Origin of the sequence: Ensifer sp. ENS07, assembly GCF_014852185.1 — a bacterium.
Taxonomy (GTDB): domain Bacteria; phylum Pseudomonadota; class Alphaproteobacteria; order Rhizobiales; family Rhizobiaceae; genus Ensifer; species Ensifer adhaerens.
The window spans coordinates 50,587-64,558 of the sequence record NZ_JACVBE010000005.1 but is presented as its reverse complement, the minus strand read 5'-3'; the positions used below and the strand labels follow the sequence as shown (position 1 = coordinate 64,558).

Genomic DNA, 13,972 nt, shown 5'->3' with positions numbered 1-13,972 from the left:
CTGCCAGACATGCTTTCAACCTCGGGATGAAGAGGCTCGCCAGGGTTTTGACGCCGAGCTATCTTCCGGCGATCATTGCCGCCTTCGTGGTTCTGGTCGCTGGCATCCTTGCGGACAACCAGAACCAGGTGGTCGACGAGGCGCGCCAGCGCGCGCGCGTCGCCGAGGAACTCAATCCCATCCGCTCCAAGCTCGAGGCCAACGTCAACGGCAACATCCAGCTCGTGCGCGGGCTGATCGGCACGCTGGTCACCGAGCCGGCAATGGATCAGCAGCGCTTCGCCGCGCTGTCGCGCAGCGTCTTCACCGAGCGCTCGCAATTGCGCAGCATCGCGGCTGCGCCCAATCTGATCGTCTCGCTCGTCTACCCGCTCGAACAAAATCGCCGCGCACTCGGCCTCGACTACCGCCGGAACGAAGCGCAGCGCGCCGCCGTCATGCGCGTAAAGGACACCGGCCAAATGGTGCTTGCCGGGCCTGTCGATCTCGTCCAGGGCGGCAAAGGGCTGATCGGCCGCTTCCCCGTATCGATCGACGCCGGCGGCGGCAGCAACCGCTTCTGGGGCATCGTCTCGGCCATCATCGACGTGGACCGGCTCTATCGCGACAGCGGCCTTTCTTCCGATGAACTCGGCATAGACGTCGCCATTGCCGGTCAGGACGGCACAGGCGCGCAAGGTCCGGTCTTTTACGGCGACGCCAATATTTTCCGTGGCTCGCCGGTCGAAATGACCGTGCTCCTACCCGGCGGTTCCTGGCATATCGCAGCCGTTCCGAAGGGCGGTTGGCCGACGACGGCGGGCAACGCCTGGCTCATCCGCGGCCTCATCGTCATCGGCGGACTGATGATCATCCTGCCGATGGTGTTGACCGGGCGCCTCTTGAGCGAGCGGCAAGGCAACATTCGTGCGCTCAGATACAGCAAGGCGCAGCTCCAGGAACTGTCCCATCGGCTGAAGATCGCGCTCGACTCCTCCCAGATCGGCATCTGGGAACTCGACATCGCCAGCAAGAAGCTGCTCTGGGACGAGCGGACCAAGGAACTCTATGGGCAAAAGACGTCGTTGCGTCAGGCCTATGACGACTGGAAGGACGCGCTGCACCCGGACGACCTCGACCGCGCCGAGCGGGAATTTGCCGAGGCGCTGGAATCCGGGCTCGCCTACAATTCCGACTTCCGCGTTCGCCTGCCCGACGGCAGCACGCGCCACATCCGGGCCAACGGCTCCTTCTATATCGGCGCCGACGGGCACAGGAAGATCGTCGGGGTCAACTGGGACGTGACCGCCGACTTCGAAACCCGCGAAACGCTTTTCGAAGCCAAGCGCACGGCCGAGGCGCACAGCGTCGAACTCGAAGCGGCGCGCCATCGCATGGAGTTCAACGCGCTGCACGATCCGCTGACCGGCCTGCCAAACCGGCGTTTCCTCGACCAGGTCCTGGCCGATCGCGACCGGCATTTCGCGCGGGAGGCGAAACTCAGCATCTTCCACATGGACCTCGACCGCTTCAAGCAGATCAACGATACGCTCGGCCACGCGGCGGGTGACGAGATCCTGCGGCATGCCGCCGAGCTTCTGCGCGGCAATGCCGACGAAAAGGACTTCGTCGCCCGCATCGGCGGCGACGAATTCGTGCTCGTCCGCCAGGATGGAGGCATCGAGCCGGATGCCCGGCTGGCGTCACGCATCATCGAGGCGATGAGCGTGCCCGTCCGCTACAAGGACCAGGAGTGCCGCATCGGCGTCAGCATCGGCATCGCCGCCCAAAGCCAGACGAGCGAAGAGCTGTCGCACGTGCTCGTCAACGCCGACATCGCGCTCTATGAAGCCAAGCGCCGCGGCCGCAACCGCCACGAGATCTTTACCGGCGAACTGAAGACGGCCGTCTTCAAGACCAAGCAGACGGCCGACGAGATCCTGCGCGGGCTCGAACACAACGAATTCATCGCGTATTTCCAGCCGCAGTTCTGCCCGCGCTCGCTCGACATCATCGGTGTCGAGGCGCTGGCGCGCTGGGACCATCCGACCAAGGGCCTGCTCGGCCCACACACGTTCCTGAAGACGGCCGAAGACATCAATGTTGTGGCCGCGATCGACCAGGCGATCCTGGAGCAGGCGCTGTTCCAGATCTATCGCTGGGAAGCAAGCGGCATTCGTATCCCCAAAGTCTCTGTCAATCTCTCCTATGCCCGGCTTCACGACGAAAATCTGATCGAGCGCCTGGAACAGTTGCAGATCCCGGCCGGCCGCCTGTCGTTTGAACTGTTGGAATCGATCTCCTTCGACGAAAGCGACATGACGGTCCTGTCGAACATCCGCCGGATCAAGGAACTCGGCATCGCCATCGAGATCGACGATTTCGGCACCGGCTATGCATCCATCGTCAGCCTGCTGAAGCTGACGCCGCGGCGCTTGAAGATCGACCGCCAGCTCGTCCTGCCGATCCTCAAATCCCCAGCCGAAAAGCGTCTGGTCGAGTCCATCATCGACATCGGCACGTCGCTCGGCATCGAAGTGATCGCCGAAGGCGTCGAGACCCTCGAACACGCGGCCATCCTGAAGGAACTCGGCTGCCATGGGCTGCAAGGTTATGCTTTCGCGCGGCCCATGAGCGCCAACGACCTTGCGACCTTCGCCTTCGAGCGTCGGTGGCTGGCAGCCTGAGAGGCTTCGGCCACAGCTAAAAAGCGCAGGTGCGTGCATTTTTCGCAGGCTTGAGGCTTGGCAGCCCTGCCGCGAATCGCCATAAAAACAATTGCCTGCCTCCACATTCTTGGGAATGGCGGCATCACCTGCGGCAGTCGCTGATGCGACCGCCCTTTCGGGCCTCTAGAGTGTCCCGCTTCAAGTGGAACCACTGAAAGCGGAAAAGATGCTCTAGAATCAAAATCCTGGTGCGTCCCTTGTGCATTCTTTTGGAAAGCACGGCGCTCGGGTGCCCGCTCTCCATGAACCCGAACGAAGGGAACGGTACGATCGAATACGCGGGAAAATTGCTTTCTGTCTTCATTCTCGCCCCATTTGTGGGAAGCCTCCTTGCAATCTTCTTTCCGCCCGATCAGCGCGGTGCGACAGCCTGGTTTGCAGGAGCGATCGCGCTCCTTTGTTTCCTCGTCGCCGCCGGCCTCTATCCCTTCGTCACCTCGGGCGGCGTCCTGCGCTATGACATCGCCTGGCTGCCGGAACTCGGCCTCAACTTCACGCTCCGGATGGACGGCTTCGCCTGGCTCTTCACGGTTCTGGTAACCGCGATCGGCGTGCTCGTGGTGCTTTACGCCCGCTACTATATGGCCGCGGAAGACCCGGTGCCGCGCTTCCTGTCGCTTTTCCTCGCCTTCATGGGCTCGATGCTCGGCGTCGTGCTTTCAGGCAATCTCATCCTGCTCGCCGTTTTCTGGGAACTGACGAGCATCGTCTCCTTCCTTTTGATCGGCTACTGGCACCACAATGCCCACGCCCGTGACGGCGCCCGCATGGCGCTGACCGTAACCGGCACAGGCGGCCTCTGCATGCTCGTCGGCCTTCTGCTGATGGGTCGCATCGTCGGCAGCTACGATCTCGACGTGGTGCTCGCCTCCGGCGACCTCATCCGCAACTCGCCGCTCTACATGCCGGTACTGATTCTGGTGCTGCTCGGGGCGCTGACGAAGAGCGCGCAGTTCCCGTTCCATTTCTGGCTGCCGCACGCGATGTCGGCGCCGACGCCGGTTTCGGCCTATCTGCATTCGGCAACCATGGTGAAGGCAGGCGTCTTCCTCTTGGCGCGCCTCTGGCCGGTCATGGCCGGCACCGAGGCCTGGTTCTGGATCGTTGGCCTTGCCGGTCTTTCGACGCTGCTGCTCGGCGCCTATTTCGCCATCTTCCAGCAGGACCTCAAGGGCCTGCTCGCCTATTCCACTATCAGCCATCTCGGCCTGATCACCGTGCTCCTGAGCCTCGGCAGCCCGCTGGCCGCGGTCGCCGCGGTCTTCCACATCGTCAACCACGCGACCTTCAAGGCGTCGCTGTTCATGGCGGCCGGCATCATCGACCACGAGACCGGAACGCGCGACATGCGCAAGCTCGGAGGGCTGATCAGGTACATGCCTGGAACGGCGGTACTCGCCATGGTCGCGAGCGCGGCCATGGCTGGCGTACCACTCTTGAACGGCTTCATCTCGAAGGAAATGTTCTTCGCCGAAGCGATCGAAACGCACCAGGCCAACATTCTCGATACGATGACGCCCTATGTCGCGACGCTCGCCGGCATGTTTGCCGTTACCTATTCGCTGCGCTTCATCCACAGCGTCTTCTTCGGCAAGACGCCGGAGGACCTGCCCAAGGTGCCGCACGAGCCGCCGCGCTGGATGCGTGTGCCGATCGAGTTCCTGGTGCTCGCCTGCCTCGTCGTCGGCATCATTCCGGCGATCACCATCGGCCCGTTCCTGCACACGGCTGTCGTCTCCATTCTCGGCGCCAACACGCCCTATTACAGCCTTTCCGTCTGGCACGGCTGGAACCTGCCGCTGATCATGAGCTTCGTCGCTCTTGCCGGCGGCATCGGTCTCTACTTCCTGATGCGCAACTACCTCGCCACCAGCGTCGAGGGGCCACCGATCTTCCGCCTGCTGCACGGCCAGCGCATCTTCGAGCGCGTGCTGGTAACGCTCTCCTGGAAATGGGCGCGTTCGCTGGAGCAGCGCCTCGGCACGCGGCGGCTGCAGCCGCAGATGCGCTTCCTCGTCTTCATCGCGATCGCCGCCGGCGCGCTGCCGCTGCTTCTCAATCATTTCGAGCTGCCGCCGCTTCTCGTGCGCAGCATCGATCCGGCCTTTGCCCTCCTCTGGGCGGTCGGCATCGCCTGTGCCATCGGTGCTGCGATCCTGGCGAAGTTCCACCGGCTGGCGGCACTCGTGCTGCTCGGCGGCGCCGGGCTCACCACCTGCCTCACCTTCGTCTGGCTTTCGGCGCCGGATCTGGCGGTTACACAGCTCCTCGTCGAGATCGTCACGACGGTGCTGATCCTGCTCGGCCTGCGATGGCTGCCGAAGCGCATCGAGGACACCGAGGAAACCGAGCTCTTGTCGCTGAAGGTCCGCTTCCGGCGCCTGCGTGACTTCCTGCTGGCGGTCGTCGCCGGCGGCGGCGTGGCGCTGATCGCCTATACGATCATGACCCGGCCCATGCCTGACACGATCGCGAGCTACTTCCTCGAGCGCGCCTACAAGGAGGGCGGCGGCACCAATGTCGTCAACGTCATCCTCGTCGACTTCCGCGGCTTCGACACGCTCGGCGAGATCGCGGTGCTGGCGATCGTCGCGCTTACCGTCTTCGCCCTGCTGCTGCGCTTCCGCCCGCAGGCCGACAGCCTGGAGGCTCCGGAACAGCAGCGCGTCCAGAACGCCTTCGACGACGATCACCCGGATCGCAACAAGGGTGACAGCGTGGCTGAATACCTGTTCGTGCCATCGGTGATCATGCGTTGGATGTTCCCGGTCATCGGCATGCTCGCAGCCTACCTCTTCCTGCGCGGCCATGACCTGCCGGGCGGAGGCTTTGCTGCCGGCATCGCCATGTCGATCGGCTTCATCCTGCAATACATGTCCGGCGGAACCCGCTGGGTCGAGGAGCGCCTGCGCATCCATCCGCTGCGCTGGATGAGCATCGGGCTTCTGGTGGCCGCTGCGACCGGCATCGGCTCCTGGTTCTTCGGCTATCCGTTCCTGACATCGCATTCGCAATACGTGACGCTGCCGATCATCGGCAAGTTTCCTCTGGCGAGCGCCCTGTTCTTCGATCTCGGCGTCTTCTCGCTGGTGCTCGGCGCAACCGTGCTGATCCTCATCGCGCTCGCCCACCAGTCGATCCGCGCGCCGCGAGCCCATGCACGCGCCATGCGAAAGGAGGCACGCTGATGGAGATCATTCTCTCTGCCGCAATCGGCGTGCTTACGGCATCCGGCGTCTACCTGCTTTTGCGCCCGCGCACCTACCAGGTGATCATCGGCCTCTCGCTGCTCTCCTATGCGGTCAATCTCTTCATCTTCGGCATGGGGCGCCTTCGCGTGAACGCGCCGCCGGTGCTGGAGCCAGGTGGTGTCGGCGATCTCAGCCGCTTCACCGATCCGGTGCCGCAGGCCCTGGTGCTGACAGCGATCGTCATCGGCTTTGCCATGACCGCGCTCTTCCTCGTCGTGCTGCTCGCCTCGCGCGGCTTCACCGGCACCGACCACGTCGACGGCAGGGAGCAGCGCCATGACTAACTGGATGCACCACCTGCTGATCCTGCCGATCCTGCTGCCGCTGATGGTCGGCGCCGCGATGATCCCGATCGACGAGCGCAACCGCTCGCTCAAGGGTGTGCTGAGCTTCGTCTCGACGCTCGCGCTCTTCATCCTCTCGATCGTGCTGATGCGGATCGCCTCGATGGATGGGGCGCCCGCAGGCAACGGCGTCTATCAGCTCGGCAACTGGCCCGCCCCTTTCGGCATCGTGCTGGTGCTCGACCGCCTTTCGGCACTGATGCTGTGCCTGACGAGCGGACTGGCGCTTGCCGCCCAGGCCTATTCGATCGCGCGCTGGCACACCGCGGGCCATCATTTCCATTCGCTGTTCCAGCTCTTGATCGCCGGCCTCAACGGCTCGTTCCTGACCGGTGACCTTTTCAACCTCTTCGTCTTCTTCGAGATCATGCTGGCGGCGTCCTACGGGCTGCTGCTGCACGGCTCCGGGCCGCTGCGCGTCAAGGCCGGTCTGCACTATGTCGCGATCAACCTCGCCGCCTCCTCGCTCTTCCTGATCGGCGTCAGCCTGATCTATGGCGCGACTGGCACGCTCAACATGGCCGATCTCTCCATGAAGCTGGCGACGCTCTCGCCGGAGGATCGCCAGATGGTCGAGGTCGGTGCCGGCGTGCTCGGCGTGGCCTTCCTGGTGAAGGCCGGCATGTGGCCCTTGAGCTTCTGGCTGCCGACGGCCTATGCAGCCGCGACGCCGCCGGTCGCCGCCGTCTTTGCGATCCTCACCAAGGTCGGCATCTATGTCATCCTCAGGCTGTCGCTGCTGGTCTTCGGCGCGAGTGCCGGCGCGTCTGCCGGTTTCGGCCAGCCGATCCTGCTTGCCGGCGGCCTGCTGACGATCGCCTTCGGCGCCATCGGCGTGCTCGCATCGCAGGCCATGGGCCGCCTCGCCGCCTATTCGGTGCTGGTCTCCTCCGGCACCCTGCTCGCCGCCATCGGCCTCGGCCACCCAAGCATGATCGCCGGTGCGCTCTTTTACCTCGTCAGCTCGACACTGACGATCGCCGCCTTCTTCCTGCTGATCGAACTGGTCGAGCGCGGACGTGACGCCGGCGCCGACGTTCTTGCGGTGACGATGGAAGCCTACGGCGACGCCGACGAGGACGAGGAGGAAGAAGAAGTCGGCTCGGCGATCCCCGGCACGATGGCGATCCTCGGCCTGTGCTTCTGCCTTTGCGCCCTCTTGCTGGCCGGCCTGCCACCGCTCTCCGGCTTCGTCGCCAAGTTCGCGATCCTCGGCGGTCTCTTCGGCCTGTCGGGAGCGGAAGCCGCCCCGGCGGTCTCCGCCGCCGACTGGACCTATGTCACGCTGCTGATCGTTTCCGGTCTCGCCGCGATGATCGCAATGAACCGCGTCGGCATCCGCACCTTCTGGGCGTCGATCGAAAACACCGTGCCGCGCGTCGTAGTCATCGAGATCACCCCCGTCGTCGTGTTGCTCGCTGCCTGCATCTTCTTAAGCGTGCAGGCCGGGCCGGCGATGCGCTACATGCAGGCAACAGCGGATTCGCTGTTCGATCCTGCGGGTTATACGGAACGGGTGCTCTCAGCGCCGCGGGCGGGAGGGCAATAGGCGATGCGCACCTGGCTCCCCTATCCCCTGCTCTCCGTCGGGCTGCTCATCATCTGGCTCCTGCTCAATCAGTCGGTTGCGCCCGGCACCTTCCTGATGGGGACGGTACTGGCAACCGGTCTTGGCTGGGTGACGCTGAAGCTTGGCCTCGTGCGCTCGCACCCGCGCCGGGTTCTGTTGATCGTGCGCTTCGGCTTTGCCGTCGCCGTCGACGTGATCCGCTCGAACATCGCCGTCATCGCCGTCATCCTGCGTGGCCAGCGCCGACCGCCGAACTCGGGCTTCCTGACCATCGATCTCGATCTGGAAGACGAAAACGCCCTGGCGCTGCTTGCCTGTGTCATGACAGCGACGCCGGGAACGGCCTGGCTCGAATACGATCGCGGCCGCAAGTCCCTGCTCTTCCACGTGCTCGACATGGAGAACGAGGACATCTGGCTCGATACGGTCAAGCGCTATGAGACCGCCCTGAAGGAGATATTCGGATGATGGAACTTTCAATCATCTGGTCGATCCTGATTGCCCAGATCATGCTCGGCCTGGCGATGGCTTTTGCCTTCTATCGCATGGTGAGGGGGCCGCGCGCCCAGGACCGCATCCTCGGCCTCGACACGCTCTATATCAACGCCATGCTGATGCTCTTGACCTTCGGCATCCGCACGGCCAACTCGCTCTATTTCGAGTCCGCCTTGATCGTGGCTTTGATCGGCTTCGTCTCGTCGATCGCCTTCGGCAAGTTCCTGATGCGCGGGGAGATCATCGAATGAGCCACCTCACCGACCTTCCCGTCTGGGCAGCCGTTCTCGTCTGCGGGCTCACCGTCCTCGGCGCCGCAGTGGCGCTGATCGGCTCCGTCGGCTTGCTCCGGTTCACCAGCTTCTACGAGCGCCTGCACGCACCGACGCTGGCGACCAGCGGCGGCGTACTGATGATCTGCACCGCCTCTATCATCTGCTTTGCCGTGCTGCAGAGCCGCTGGGTATTCCACGAAATCCTGATCATCGTCTTCGTCGTCGCCACCACGCCGGTGACGCTGATGCTGCTTGGACAGGCAGCGCTCTACCGCGACCGCGTCGAGGAAAAGCGCGGCGTCCCGCTCAAGCAGCGGCCGCCGCGCGAAGAACCGGCAGAATAGGTTTCAAAACCCTCTCAGCGGGAAACCTAGGCCGACCCCCGAGGGAGTGCGGCCTATTCGCCGCGCCCTCTGAAGCGCCGCTGATAGGCGGGATCGTAGAGCGAGCTTTCACGGAAATCAGAGGCTTCGAGCCCCGGACCGACGAAGATCAGCGCCGTGCGCTCGATCGGCTCTTCCGCCACCTTGGCGGCGATGTCACCGAGCGTGCCGCGCACCACGCGTTCGTCCGGCCAGGAGGCCTTGACGACGATGGCGACCGGGCAGTCGGCACCGTAGACCGGCGTCAGTTCCTCGACCACCTGCTGAAGCGCATGGATCGCAAGGTGGATTGCCAGCGTCGATCCAGTAGCGCCGAAAGCGGAAAGCGTTTCTGAGTTCGGCATCGGCGAGGCGCGGCCCGAAACGCGGGTCAGCACCAGGCTCTGGGCCACGGCCGGAATGGTCAGTTCGCGACCGAGCGCTGAAGCCGCCGCCGCAAAGGAAGGAACGCCCGGCGTCATCGTATAGGCAATGCCATGCTTCTCGAGCCGGCGGATCTGTTCGGCCACAGCACTCCAGACCGAGAGGTCGCCCGAATGAAGCCGCGCCACGTCGAGCCCTTCGGCTTCGGCCTTCACATACTCCGCCTCGATCTCGTCGAGCGACATCGGCGCCGTATCGACAATGCGGGCGCCCGGCGGGCAATATTGCAGCAGCTCCAGCGAGACGATCGAGCCGGCGTAAAGGCAGACCGGGCAGCGCCCGATCAGGTCGCGACCACGCACCGTGATCAGGTCTGCGGCTCCCGGGCCGGCGCCGATGAAATGTACCGTCATAGGTTACTCTTTCTTTTTCTTGCGCAGTTCCGGACGCAAAACCGCGTCACACTTTCGCTGGAACTGCTTTAGCCCTTCGTCCACGACCATTGGGTGACCGGCATGGCCGGCTTCCAGCCGGTCATGCCACCGATGGGTCCTGCACGCGCGATATCGATGCGGATCAGCGAACCGCCGAGCCGCGCGTGATGATCGAGCAGCACCGCTTCCATGTCCGTCGTCACCGCGTTGGCAACCAGCCGTCCGCCTAACTTGAGCGCCTCGATCGCTGCTTCCATGACGCCGTCTTCGCTGCCGCCGCCGCCGATGAAGATCGCGTCCGGTTGTGGCAGGCCGGCAAGCGCCGCCGGCGCCTCGCCTTCGACAACCGTCAGCCCGGGCACGCCGAACATCGTCGCGTTGCGGCCGATGCGCGCTGCCCGCTCCGGCTCCACCTCAATGGTGATCGCCTGCATGGTCGGATCGGCGAGCATCCATTCGATGCCGATCGAGCCAGAGCCGCCGCCGATGTCCCATAGCAGTTCGCCCTTGCGCGGTGCGAGTGCCGACAGCGTCAGCGCCCGGACCTCGCGCTTGGTGATCTGCCCGTCATGTTCGAACAGCGCATCGTCGCGGCCGGCGGCAAGCGGCAGGATGCGCGCGCCCTCGTCGGCCGCCACCTCAATGGCGCAGACGTTCAAAGGATGCACGAGGCCGAGCATGAAGCGCGCGGCGATCTGCGTCGTCACCCGTTCGCCGGCGCCGCCCAGCGCTTCGAGCACGGTCAGTCGCGACTGACCGAAGCCGCTTGAAACCAGAAGCTCGGCAAGGTCTCGCGGACCCGCGCCGTCCGACGTGAGCGTAAGCACACGCGCCCCCGGATGCAAATGCGGTCGCACCAGATCCAGCGGCCGCCCATGTACGGAGACGAGCGTCGCATCCTGCAGCGCCCAGCCGAGGCGCGAGGCGGCAAGACTGATCGACGACGGCGCCGGAAGCGTGCGTATTTCGGCCGAGGCGATGCGGCGCGCCAGCGTCACGCCGACGCCGAAGAAGAATGGGTCGCCCGAGGCAAGCACCACCACCGGGCTGCCGCGACGCGCGACGATCTCGACGACCGAGCGTTCGAGGGGGCTTAGCCAATTGTGCGCTTCGCCGGTGATGAGGGAGGCGGCGAGCTCCAGATGACGATGGCCGCCGTAGACGACCGGCGCTTCGGCGATCAGCCGCTTGGCCTCGTCGCCGAGACCCGCTACACCATCCTCACCGATACCGATGACGGTCAGCCAGGGGGAGACGATGGCGGGTTCGCTGTTCGACACGTCAGCCATGGAAAAACCTCGTATTCTGATTCTGGGTGGCACCACCGAGGCACGCGAACTCGCGCGCCGCTTGGCCGAAGATGTCCGCTACGACACCGCCATCTCGCTGGCCGGCCGCACCGCGGACCCGCGGCCGCAGCCGGTCAAGACGCGCATCGGCGGCTTTGGCGGCGCCGATGGGCTGGCGCATTTCCTGCATGACGAAAACATCGCGCTGCTGGTCGATGCGACGCACCCCTTTGCCGCACGCATTTCGCACAACGCCGCGGACGCAGCGCAAAGAACCGGCGTTGCGCTTATCGCCCTCCGCCGACCGGAATGGGTGCTCCTGCCTGGCGACCGCTGGACTGCTGTCGATAGCGTTGTCGAGGCCGTCAGCGCGCTCGGTGATCGGCGACGCCGCGTCTTCCTGGCGATAGGTCGACAGGAAGCTTTCCACTTCGAGGTCGCGCCGCAGCACAGCTACGTCATCCGCAGCGTCGATCCGGTGACGCCGCCGCTTAATCTGCCCGACCAGGAGGCGATCCTGGCGACCGGTCCCTTTGCGGAAGCCGATGAAGCCGCGTTGCTCAGGAGCCGGCAGATCGATGTGATCGTCGCCAAGAACAGCGGCGGCAGCGCCACCTACGGCAAGATTGCCGCAGCGCGCCGGCTCGGCATCGAGGTGATCATGGTCGAGCGGCGCAAGCCCGCGGACGTGCCGACGGTCGGCAGTTGCGACGAGGCACTCAACCGCATCGCTCACTGGCTCGCCCCTGCATAGAAGCGCGGCGTGTAGACGAGATCGGGTTGGCCGTCGCGCTCGACGATGCGCGTCTCCGGCGAGCCGATGATGACGCAGGTCGCCATGTCGGCGCGGTTGGCATCGGCCTCGCCGAGCGGCATCACCGCGATCCGTTCGTCCGGCCGCCCGGCCGCACGGCCGAAGATGACCGGAACCGTTGCCGGCAGAACGCTGCGCAGAAGCTCGAAGGCCTCACCGAGCTGCCAGGGCCGCGCCTTGCTGATCGGATTGTAGAGCGCAATGACGAAGCCCGCTTCCGCCGCCAGCCTGAGGCGCCGGGTGATGACTTCCCAGGGCTTCAGATTGTCGGAAAGCGAGATCGCACAGAAATCATGACCGAGCGGCGCGCCGATGCGGGCGGCAACGGCGAGCATCGCGGTCACGCCGGGCGTGATCACCAGTTCAACCGACTTCCATTCCGCCGGTCCCTTGTCGATCGCCTCGCAGACGGCGGCCGCCATGGCAAAGACACCGGGATCGCCACCGGAGACCATGCAGACCTTCACGCCTGCCGCAGCCCGCGTCAGCGCGACCTGTGCCCGATCGAGCTCCTCGCGGTTGTCCGAGGCGACACGGATCTGATCCGGTCTGAGGTTCAGCCGGTCGAGATAGGGAAAGTAGCCGTAAAACTCCTGAGCGGCCGCAACGGCTTCCGCCGTTTCCGGCGTCATCTGCTTGGCGCTGCCCGGTCCGGTACCGACGACATAGAGCGTACCGGTCATGGTCGGTCCTTCCAGCCGGGAACGAGCACCAGCGAGAAATAGGGCGCCTCGTCGTCGGCCTTTTCCGCAAGAGCCGTCATCGCCGCGTTCTTCATCGTGCCGCGTTCGACATAGACGGCCTGGTCGAGACGGCCGGAGGCAGCGAGCGCCCGACGGATCTTCGGCAAATTGCGCCCGACCTTCATGATCACGGCGGCTTGGGTATCCGCAAGCCTGCGGCCGAGCTCGGCCTCGGCCATGGTGCCCGGAAGCACCGAGAGCACGTCGTCGCCCTGCACCAGCGGCAGGCCGGCAAGCGACCAACAGCCGGACATGGCGGTAATGCCGGGGATCACCTCGACCGGGAAACGATTGGCGAGCCGCACATGCAGATGCATGTAGGAACCATAGAACAGCGGGTCGCCTTCACTGAGCACGGCGACCGTGCGCCCGGCGGCAAGATGCGCCGCTACCGCTTCGGCCGACGCATTGTAGAAGTCGGTGATCTGGGTCTTGTAGGCGCCATCGTCCTTGTCGATTTCGGTCGTCACCGGATAGTATAGCGGCAGCTCGACAAGATCGGGCTTCAGCAGACCCTCGACCACCGCGCGGCCGTTACCGCTTCGCCCGGCCTTGGCGAAATAGGCAAGCACATCGGCTTGCCCGAGCGCCTTCACCGCCTTGACCGTCAAAAGTTCCGGATCACCGGGGCCGGTCCCAACACCGATCAGGCGCCCCACGCCGACGCCGCTCACAGGCCCGGCCTCGCGAGCGAGTTGAGCGCTGCCGCCGTCATGGCGCTGCCGCCGAGCCGGCCGCGCACGATGGCGAAGGGAACGCCATAGGAATTCTCGGCCAACGCATCCTTCGATTCCGCCGCGCCGACGAAACCGACGGGCATGCCGAGGATTGCCGCCGGCTTCGGCGCGCCGTCGCGCAGCATTTCCAAGAGGAAGAACAGCGCCGTCGGTGCGTTGCCGATCGCGACCACCGAACCGGCCAGCCGCTCGCTCCAGAGCTTTAGGGCTGCGGCGGAGCGGGTGTTGCCGATCTCGGCCGCAAGGCCGGGCGTGCGAGGATCGCGCAGCGTGCAGATCACCTCGTTGCCGGCCGGCAGACGGGCGCGGGTGACACCGTGCGCAACCATCTCGGCATCGCAGAGGATCGGCGCACCGGCTTTCAGCGCCGCACGGGCCGAGCTTACGAAATCGGGAGAAAACACGAACTGCCTGGTCGCCTCGACGGAACCGCAGGCGTGCACCATGCGCACCGCCAGATCCGCTTCCTCTTCGGAGAAGCGCGACAGATCGGCCTCGGCGCGGATGATGGCGAAGGAACGCTCGTAGATGGCGTTGCCATCGCGAATGTAATCATACTCAGGCAT

Annotated in this window: 13 protein-coding genes; 8 read left to right on the top strand and 5 right to left on the bottom strand. The window is 65.0% G+C overall.

Features of this window, described 5'->3' with window-relative positions:
* Nucleotides 1-26: 26 nt before the first annotated feature.
* The 7 genes from IB277_RS17590 to mnhG all read left to right on the top strand — a co-directional run bounded on the left by IB277_RS17590 (nucleotide 27) and on the right by mnhG (nucleotide 8,987).
* Nucleotides 27-2,666, top strand: a complete 2,640-nt coding sequence (locus tag IB277_RS17590; protein WP_090298010.1) for an EAL domain-containing protein — start codon at nucleotides 27-29, stop codon at nucleotides 2,664-2,666.
* 284 nt (nucleotides 2,667-2,950) lie between these two features.
* Nucleotides 2,951-5,896: a monovalent cation/H+ antiporter subunit A gene (locus tag IB277_RS17585; RefSeq protein ID WP_090298012.1), complete on the top strand. Its 2,946-nt coding sequence runs from the start codon at nucleotides 2,951-2,953 to the stop codon at nucleotides 5,894-5,896.
* Nucleotides 5,896-6,243 (top strand): Na+/H+ antiporter subunit C, encoded by a 348-nt coding sequence (locus IB277_RS17580; protein ID WP_034787081.1) that lies wholly within the window; start codon nucleotides 5,896-5,898, stop codon nucleotides 6,241-6,243. Before IB277_RS17585 ends, IB277_RS17580 begins: the two co-directional genes overlap by 1 nt.
* On the top strand, nucleotides 6,236-7,852 hold the full coding sequence (locus IB277_RS17575; protein ID WP_090298015.1) for a monovalent cation/H+ antiporter subunit D: 1,617 nt from the start codon (nucleotides 6,236-6,238) through the stop codon (nucleotides 7,850-7,852). The genes IB277_RS17580 and IB277_RS17575 overlap by 8 nt, the downstream gene beginning before the upstream one ends.
* 3 nt (nucleotides 7,853-7,855) lie before the next feature.
* A complete protein-coding gene (locus IB277_RS17570; protein ID WP_034787086.1) occupies nucleotides 7,856-8,341 on the top strand; it encodes a Na+/H+ antiporter subunit E in 486 nt (161 codons plus the stop codon).
* Nucleotides 8,338-8,619 carry a K+/H+ antiporter subunit F gene (locus IB277_RS17565; RefSeq protein WP_034787089.1) on the top strand — a complete coding sequence of 94 codons (282 nt, stop codon included), beginning with the start codon at nucleotides 8,338-8,340 and terminating at the stop codon, nucleotides 8,617-8,619. The genes IB277_RS17570 and IB277_RS17565 overlap by 4 nt, the downstream gene beginning before the upstream one ends.
* On the top strand, nucleotides 8,616-8,987 hold the full coding sequence (mnhG, locus tag IB277_RS17560) for a monovalent cation/H(+) antiporter subunit G (RefSeq protein ID WP_034787092.1): 372 nt from the start codon (nucleotides 8,616-8,618) through the stop codon (nucleotides 8,985-8,987). Before IB277_RS17565 ends, mnhG begins: the two co-directional genes overlap by 4 nt.
* Nucleotides 8,988-9,040: 53 nt before the next feature.
* Here mnhG and cobM read toward each other — a convergent pair whose 3' ends face one another.
* Both cobM and cbiE read right to left on the bottom strand, forming a co-directional pair.
* Nucleotides 9,041-9,802: a precorrin-4 C(11)-methyltransferase gene (cobM, locus tag IB277_RS17555; protein ID WP_090298018.1), complete on the bottom strand. Its 762-nt coding sequence runs from the start codon at nucleotides 9,800-9,802 to the stop codon at nucleotides 9,041-9,043.
* A 68-nt stretch (nucleotides 9,803-9,870) separates the two neighbouring features.
* Entirely contained in the window at nucleotides 9,871-11,112 is a 1,242-nt protein-coding gene (cbiE, locus tag IB277_RS17550; protein ID WP_090298020.1) for a precorrin-6y C5,15-methyltransferase (decarboxylating) subunit CbiE, read from the bottom strand.
* Between cbiE and IB277_RS17545 the strand changes: the two genes are divergently transcribed.
* On the top strand, nucleotides 11,081-11,866 hold the full coding sequence (locus IB277_RS17545) for a cobalt-precorrin-6A reductase (protein ID WP_090298105.1): 786 nt from the start codon (nucleotides 11,081-11,083) through the stop codon (nucleotides 11,864-11,866). The genes cbiE and IB277_RS17545 overlap by 32 nt on opposite strands.
* Here the strand turns inward: IB277_RS17545 and IB277_RS17540 are convergent.
* Genes IB277_RS17540 through IB277_RS17530 form a run of 3 tightly spaced genes read right to left on the bottom strand, consistent with a single transcriptional unit; the run spans nucleotide 11,845 to nucleotide 13,972 of the window.
* Nucleotides 11,845-12,609: a precorrin-3B C(17)-methyltransferase gene (locus tag IB277_RS17540; protein ID WP_060517485.1), complete on the bottom strand. Its 765-nt coding sequence runs from the start codon at nucleotides 12,607-12,609 to the stop codon at nucleotides 11,845-11,847. The genes IB277_RS17545 and IB277_RS17540 overlap by 22 nt on opposite strands.
* Entirely contained in the window at nucleotides 12,606-13,343 is a 738-nt protein-coding gene (locus IB277_RS17535; RefSeq protein WP_110819339.1) for a precorrin-2 C(20)-methyltransferase, read from the bottom strand. The genes IB277_RS17540 and IB277_RS17535 overlap by 4 nt, the downstream gene beginning before the upstream one ends.
* Complete coding sequence (locus IB277_RS17530) at nucleotides 13,340-13,972, bottom strand: precorrin-8X methylmutase (protein ID WP_034787118.1); 633 nt, start codon at nucleotides 13,970-13,972, stop codon at nucleotides 13,340-13,342. The genes IB277_RS17535 and IB277_RS17530 overlap by 4 nt, the downstream gene beginning before the upstream one ends.

Excerpts from the sequence above, each read along its gene's own strand:
- IB277_RS17590 (WP_090298010.1), top strand. The coding sequence starts at position 27 with ATGAAGAGGCTCGCCAGGGTTTTGACGCCGAGCTATCTTCCGGCGATC.
- IB277_RS17585 (WP_090298012.1), top strand. The coding sequence starts at position 2,951 with ATGAACCCGAACGAAGGGAACGGTACGATCGAATACGCGGGAAAATTG.
- IB277_RS17580 (WP_034787081.1), top strand. The coding sequence starts at position 5,896 with ATGGAGATCATTCTCTCTGCCGCAATCGGCGTGCTTACGGCATCCGGC.
- IB277_RS17575 (WP_090298015.1), top strand. The coding sequence starts at position 6,236 with ATGACTAACTGGATGCACCACCTGCTGATCCTGCCGATCCTGCTGCCG.
- IB277_RS17570 (WP_034787086.1), top strand. The coding sequence starts at position 7,856 with ATGCGCACCTGGCTCCCCTATCCCCTGCTCTCCGTCGGGCTGCTCATC.
- IB277_RS17565 (WP_034787089.1), top strand. The coding sequence starts at position 8,338 with ATGATGGAACTTTCAATCATCTGGTCGATCCTGATTGCCCAGATCATG.
- mnhG (WP_034787092.1), top strand. The coding sequence starts at position 8,616 with ATGAGCCACCTCACCGACCTTCCCGTCTGGGCAGCCGTTCTCGTCTGC.
- cobM (WP_090298018.1), bottom strand. The coding sequence starts at position 9,802 with ATGACGGTACATTTCATCGGCGCCGGCCCGGGAGCCGCAGACCTGATC.
- IB277_RS17545 (WP_090298105.1), top strand. The coding sequence starts at position 11,081 with ATGGCGGGTTCGCTGTTCGACACGTCAGCCATGGAAAAACCTCGTATT.
- cbiE (WP_090298020.1), bottom strand. The coding sequence starts at position 11,112 with ATGGCTGACGTGTCGAACAGCGAACCCGCCATCGTCTCCCCCTGGCTG.
- IB277_RS17540 (WP_060517485.1), bottom strand. The coding sequence starts at position 12,609 with ATGACCGGTACGCTCTATGTCGTCGGTACCGGACCGGGCAGCGCCAAG.
- IB277_RS17530 (WP_034787118.1), bottom strand. The coding sequence starts at position 13,972 with ATGCCTGAGTATGATTACATTCGCGATGGCAACGCCATCTACGAGCGT.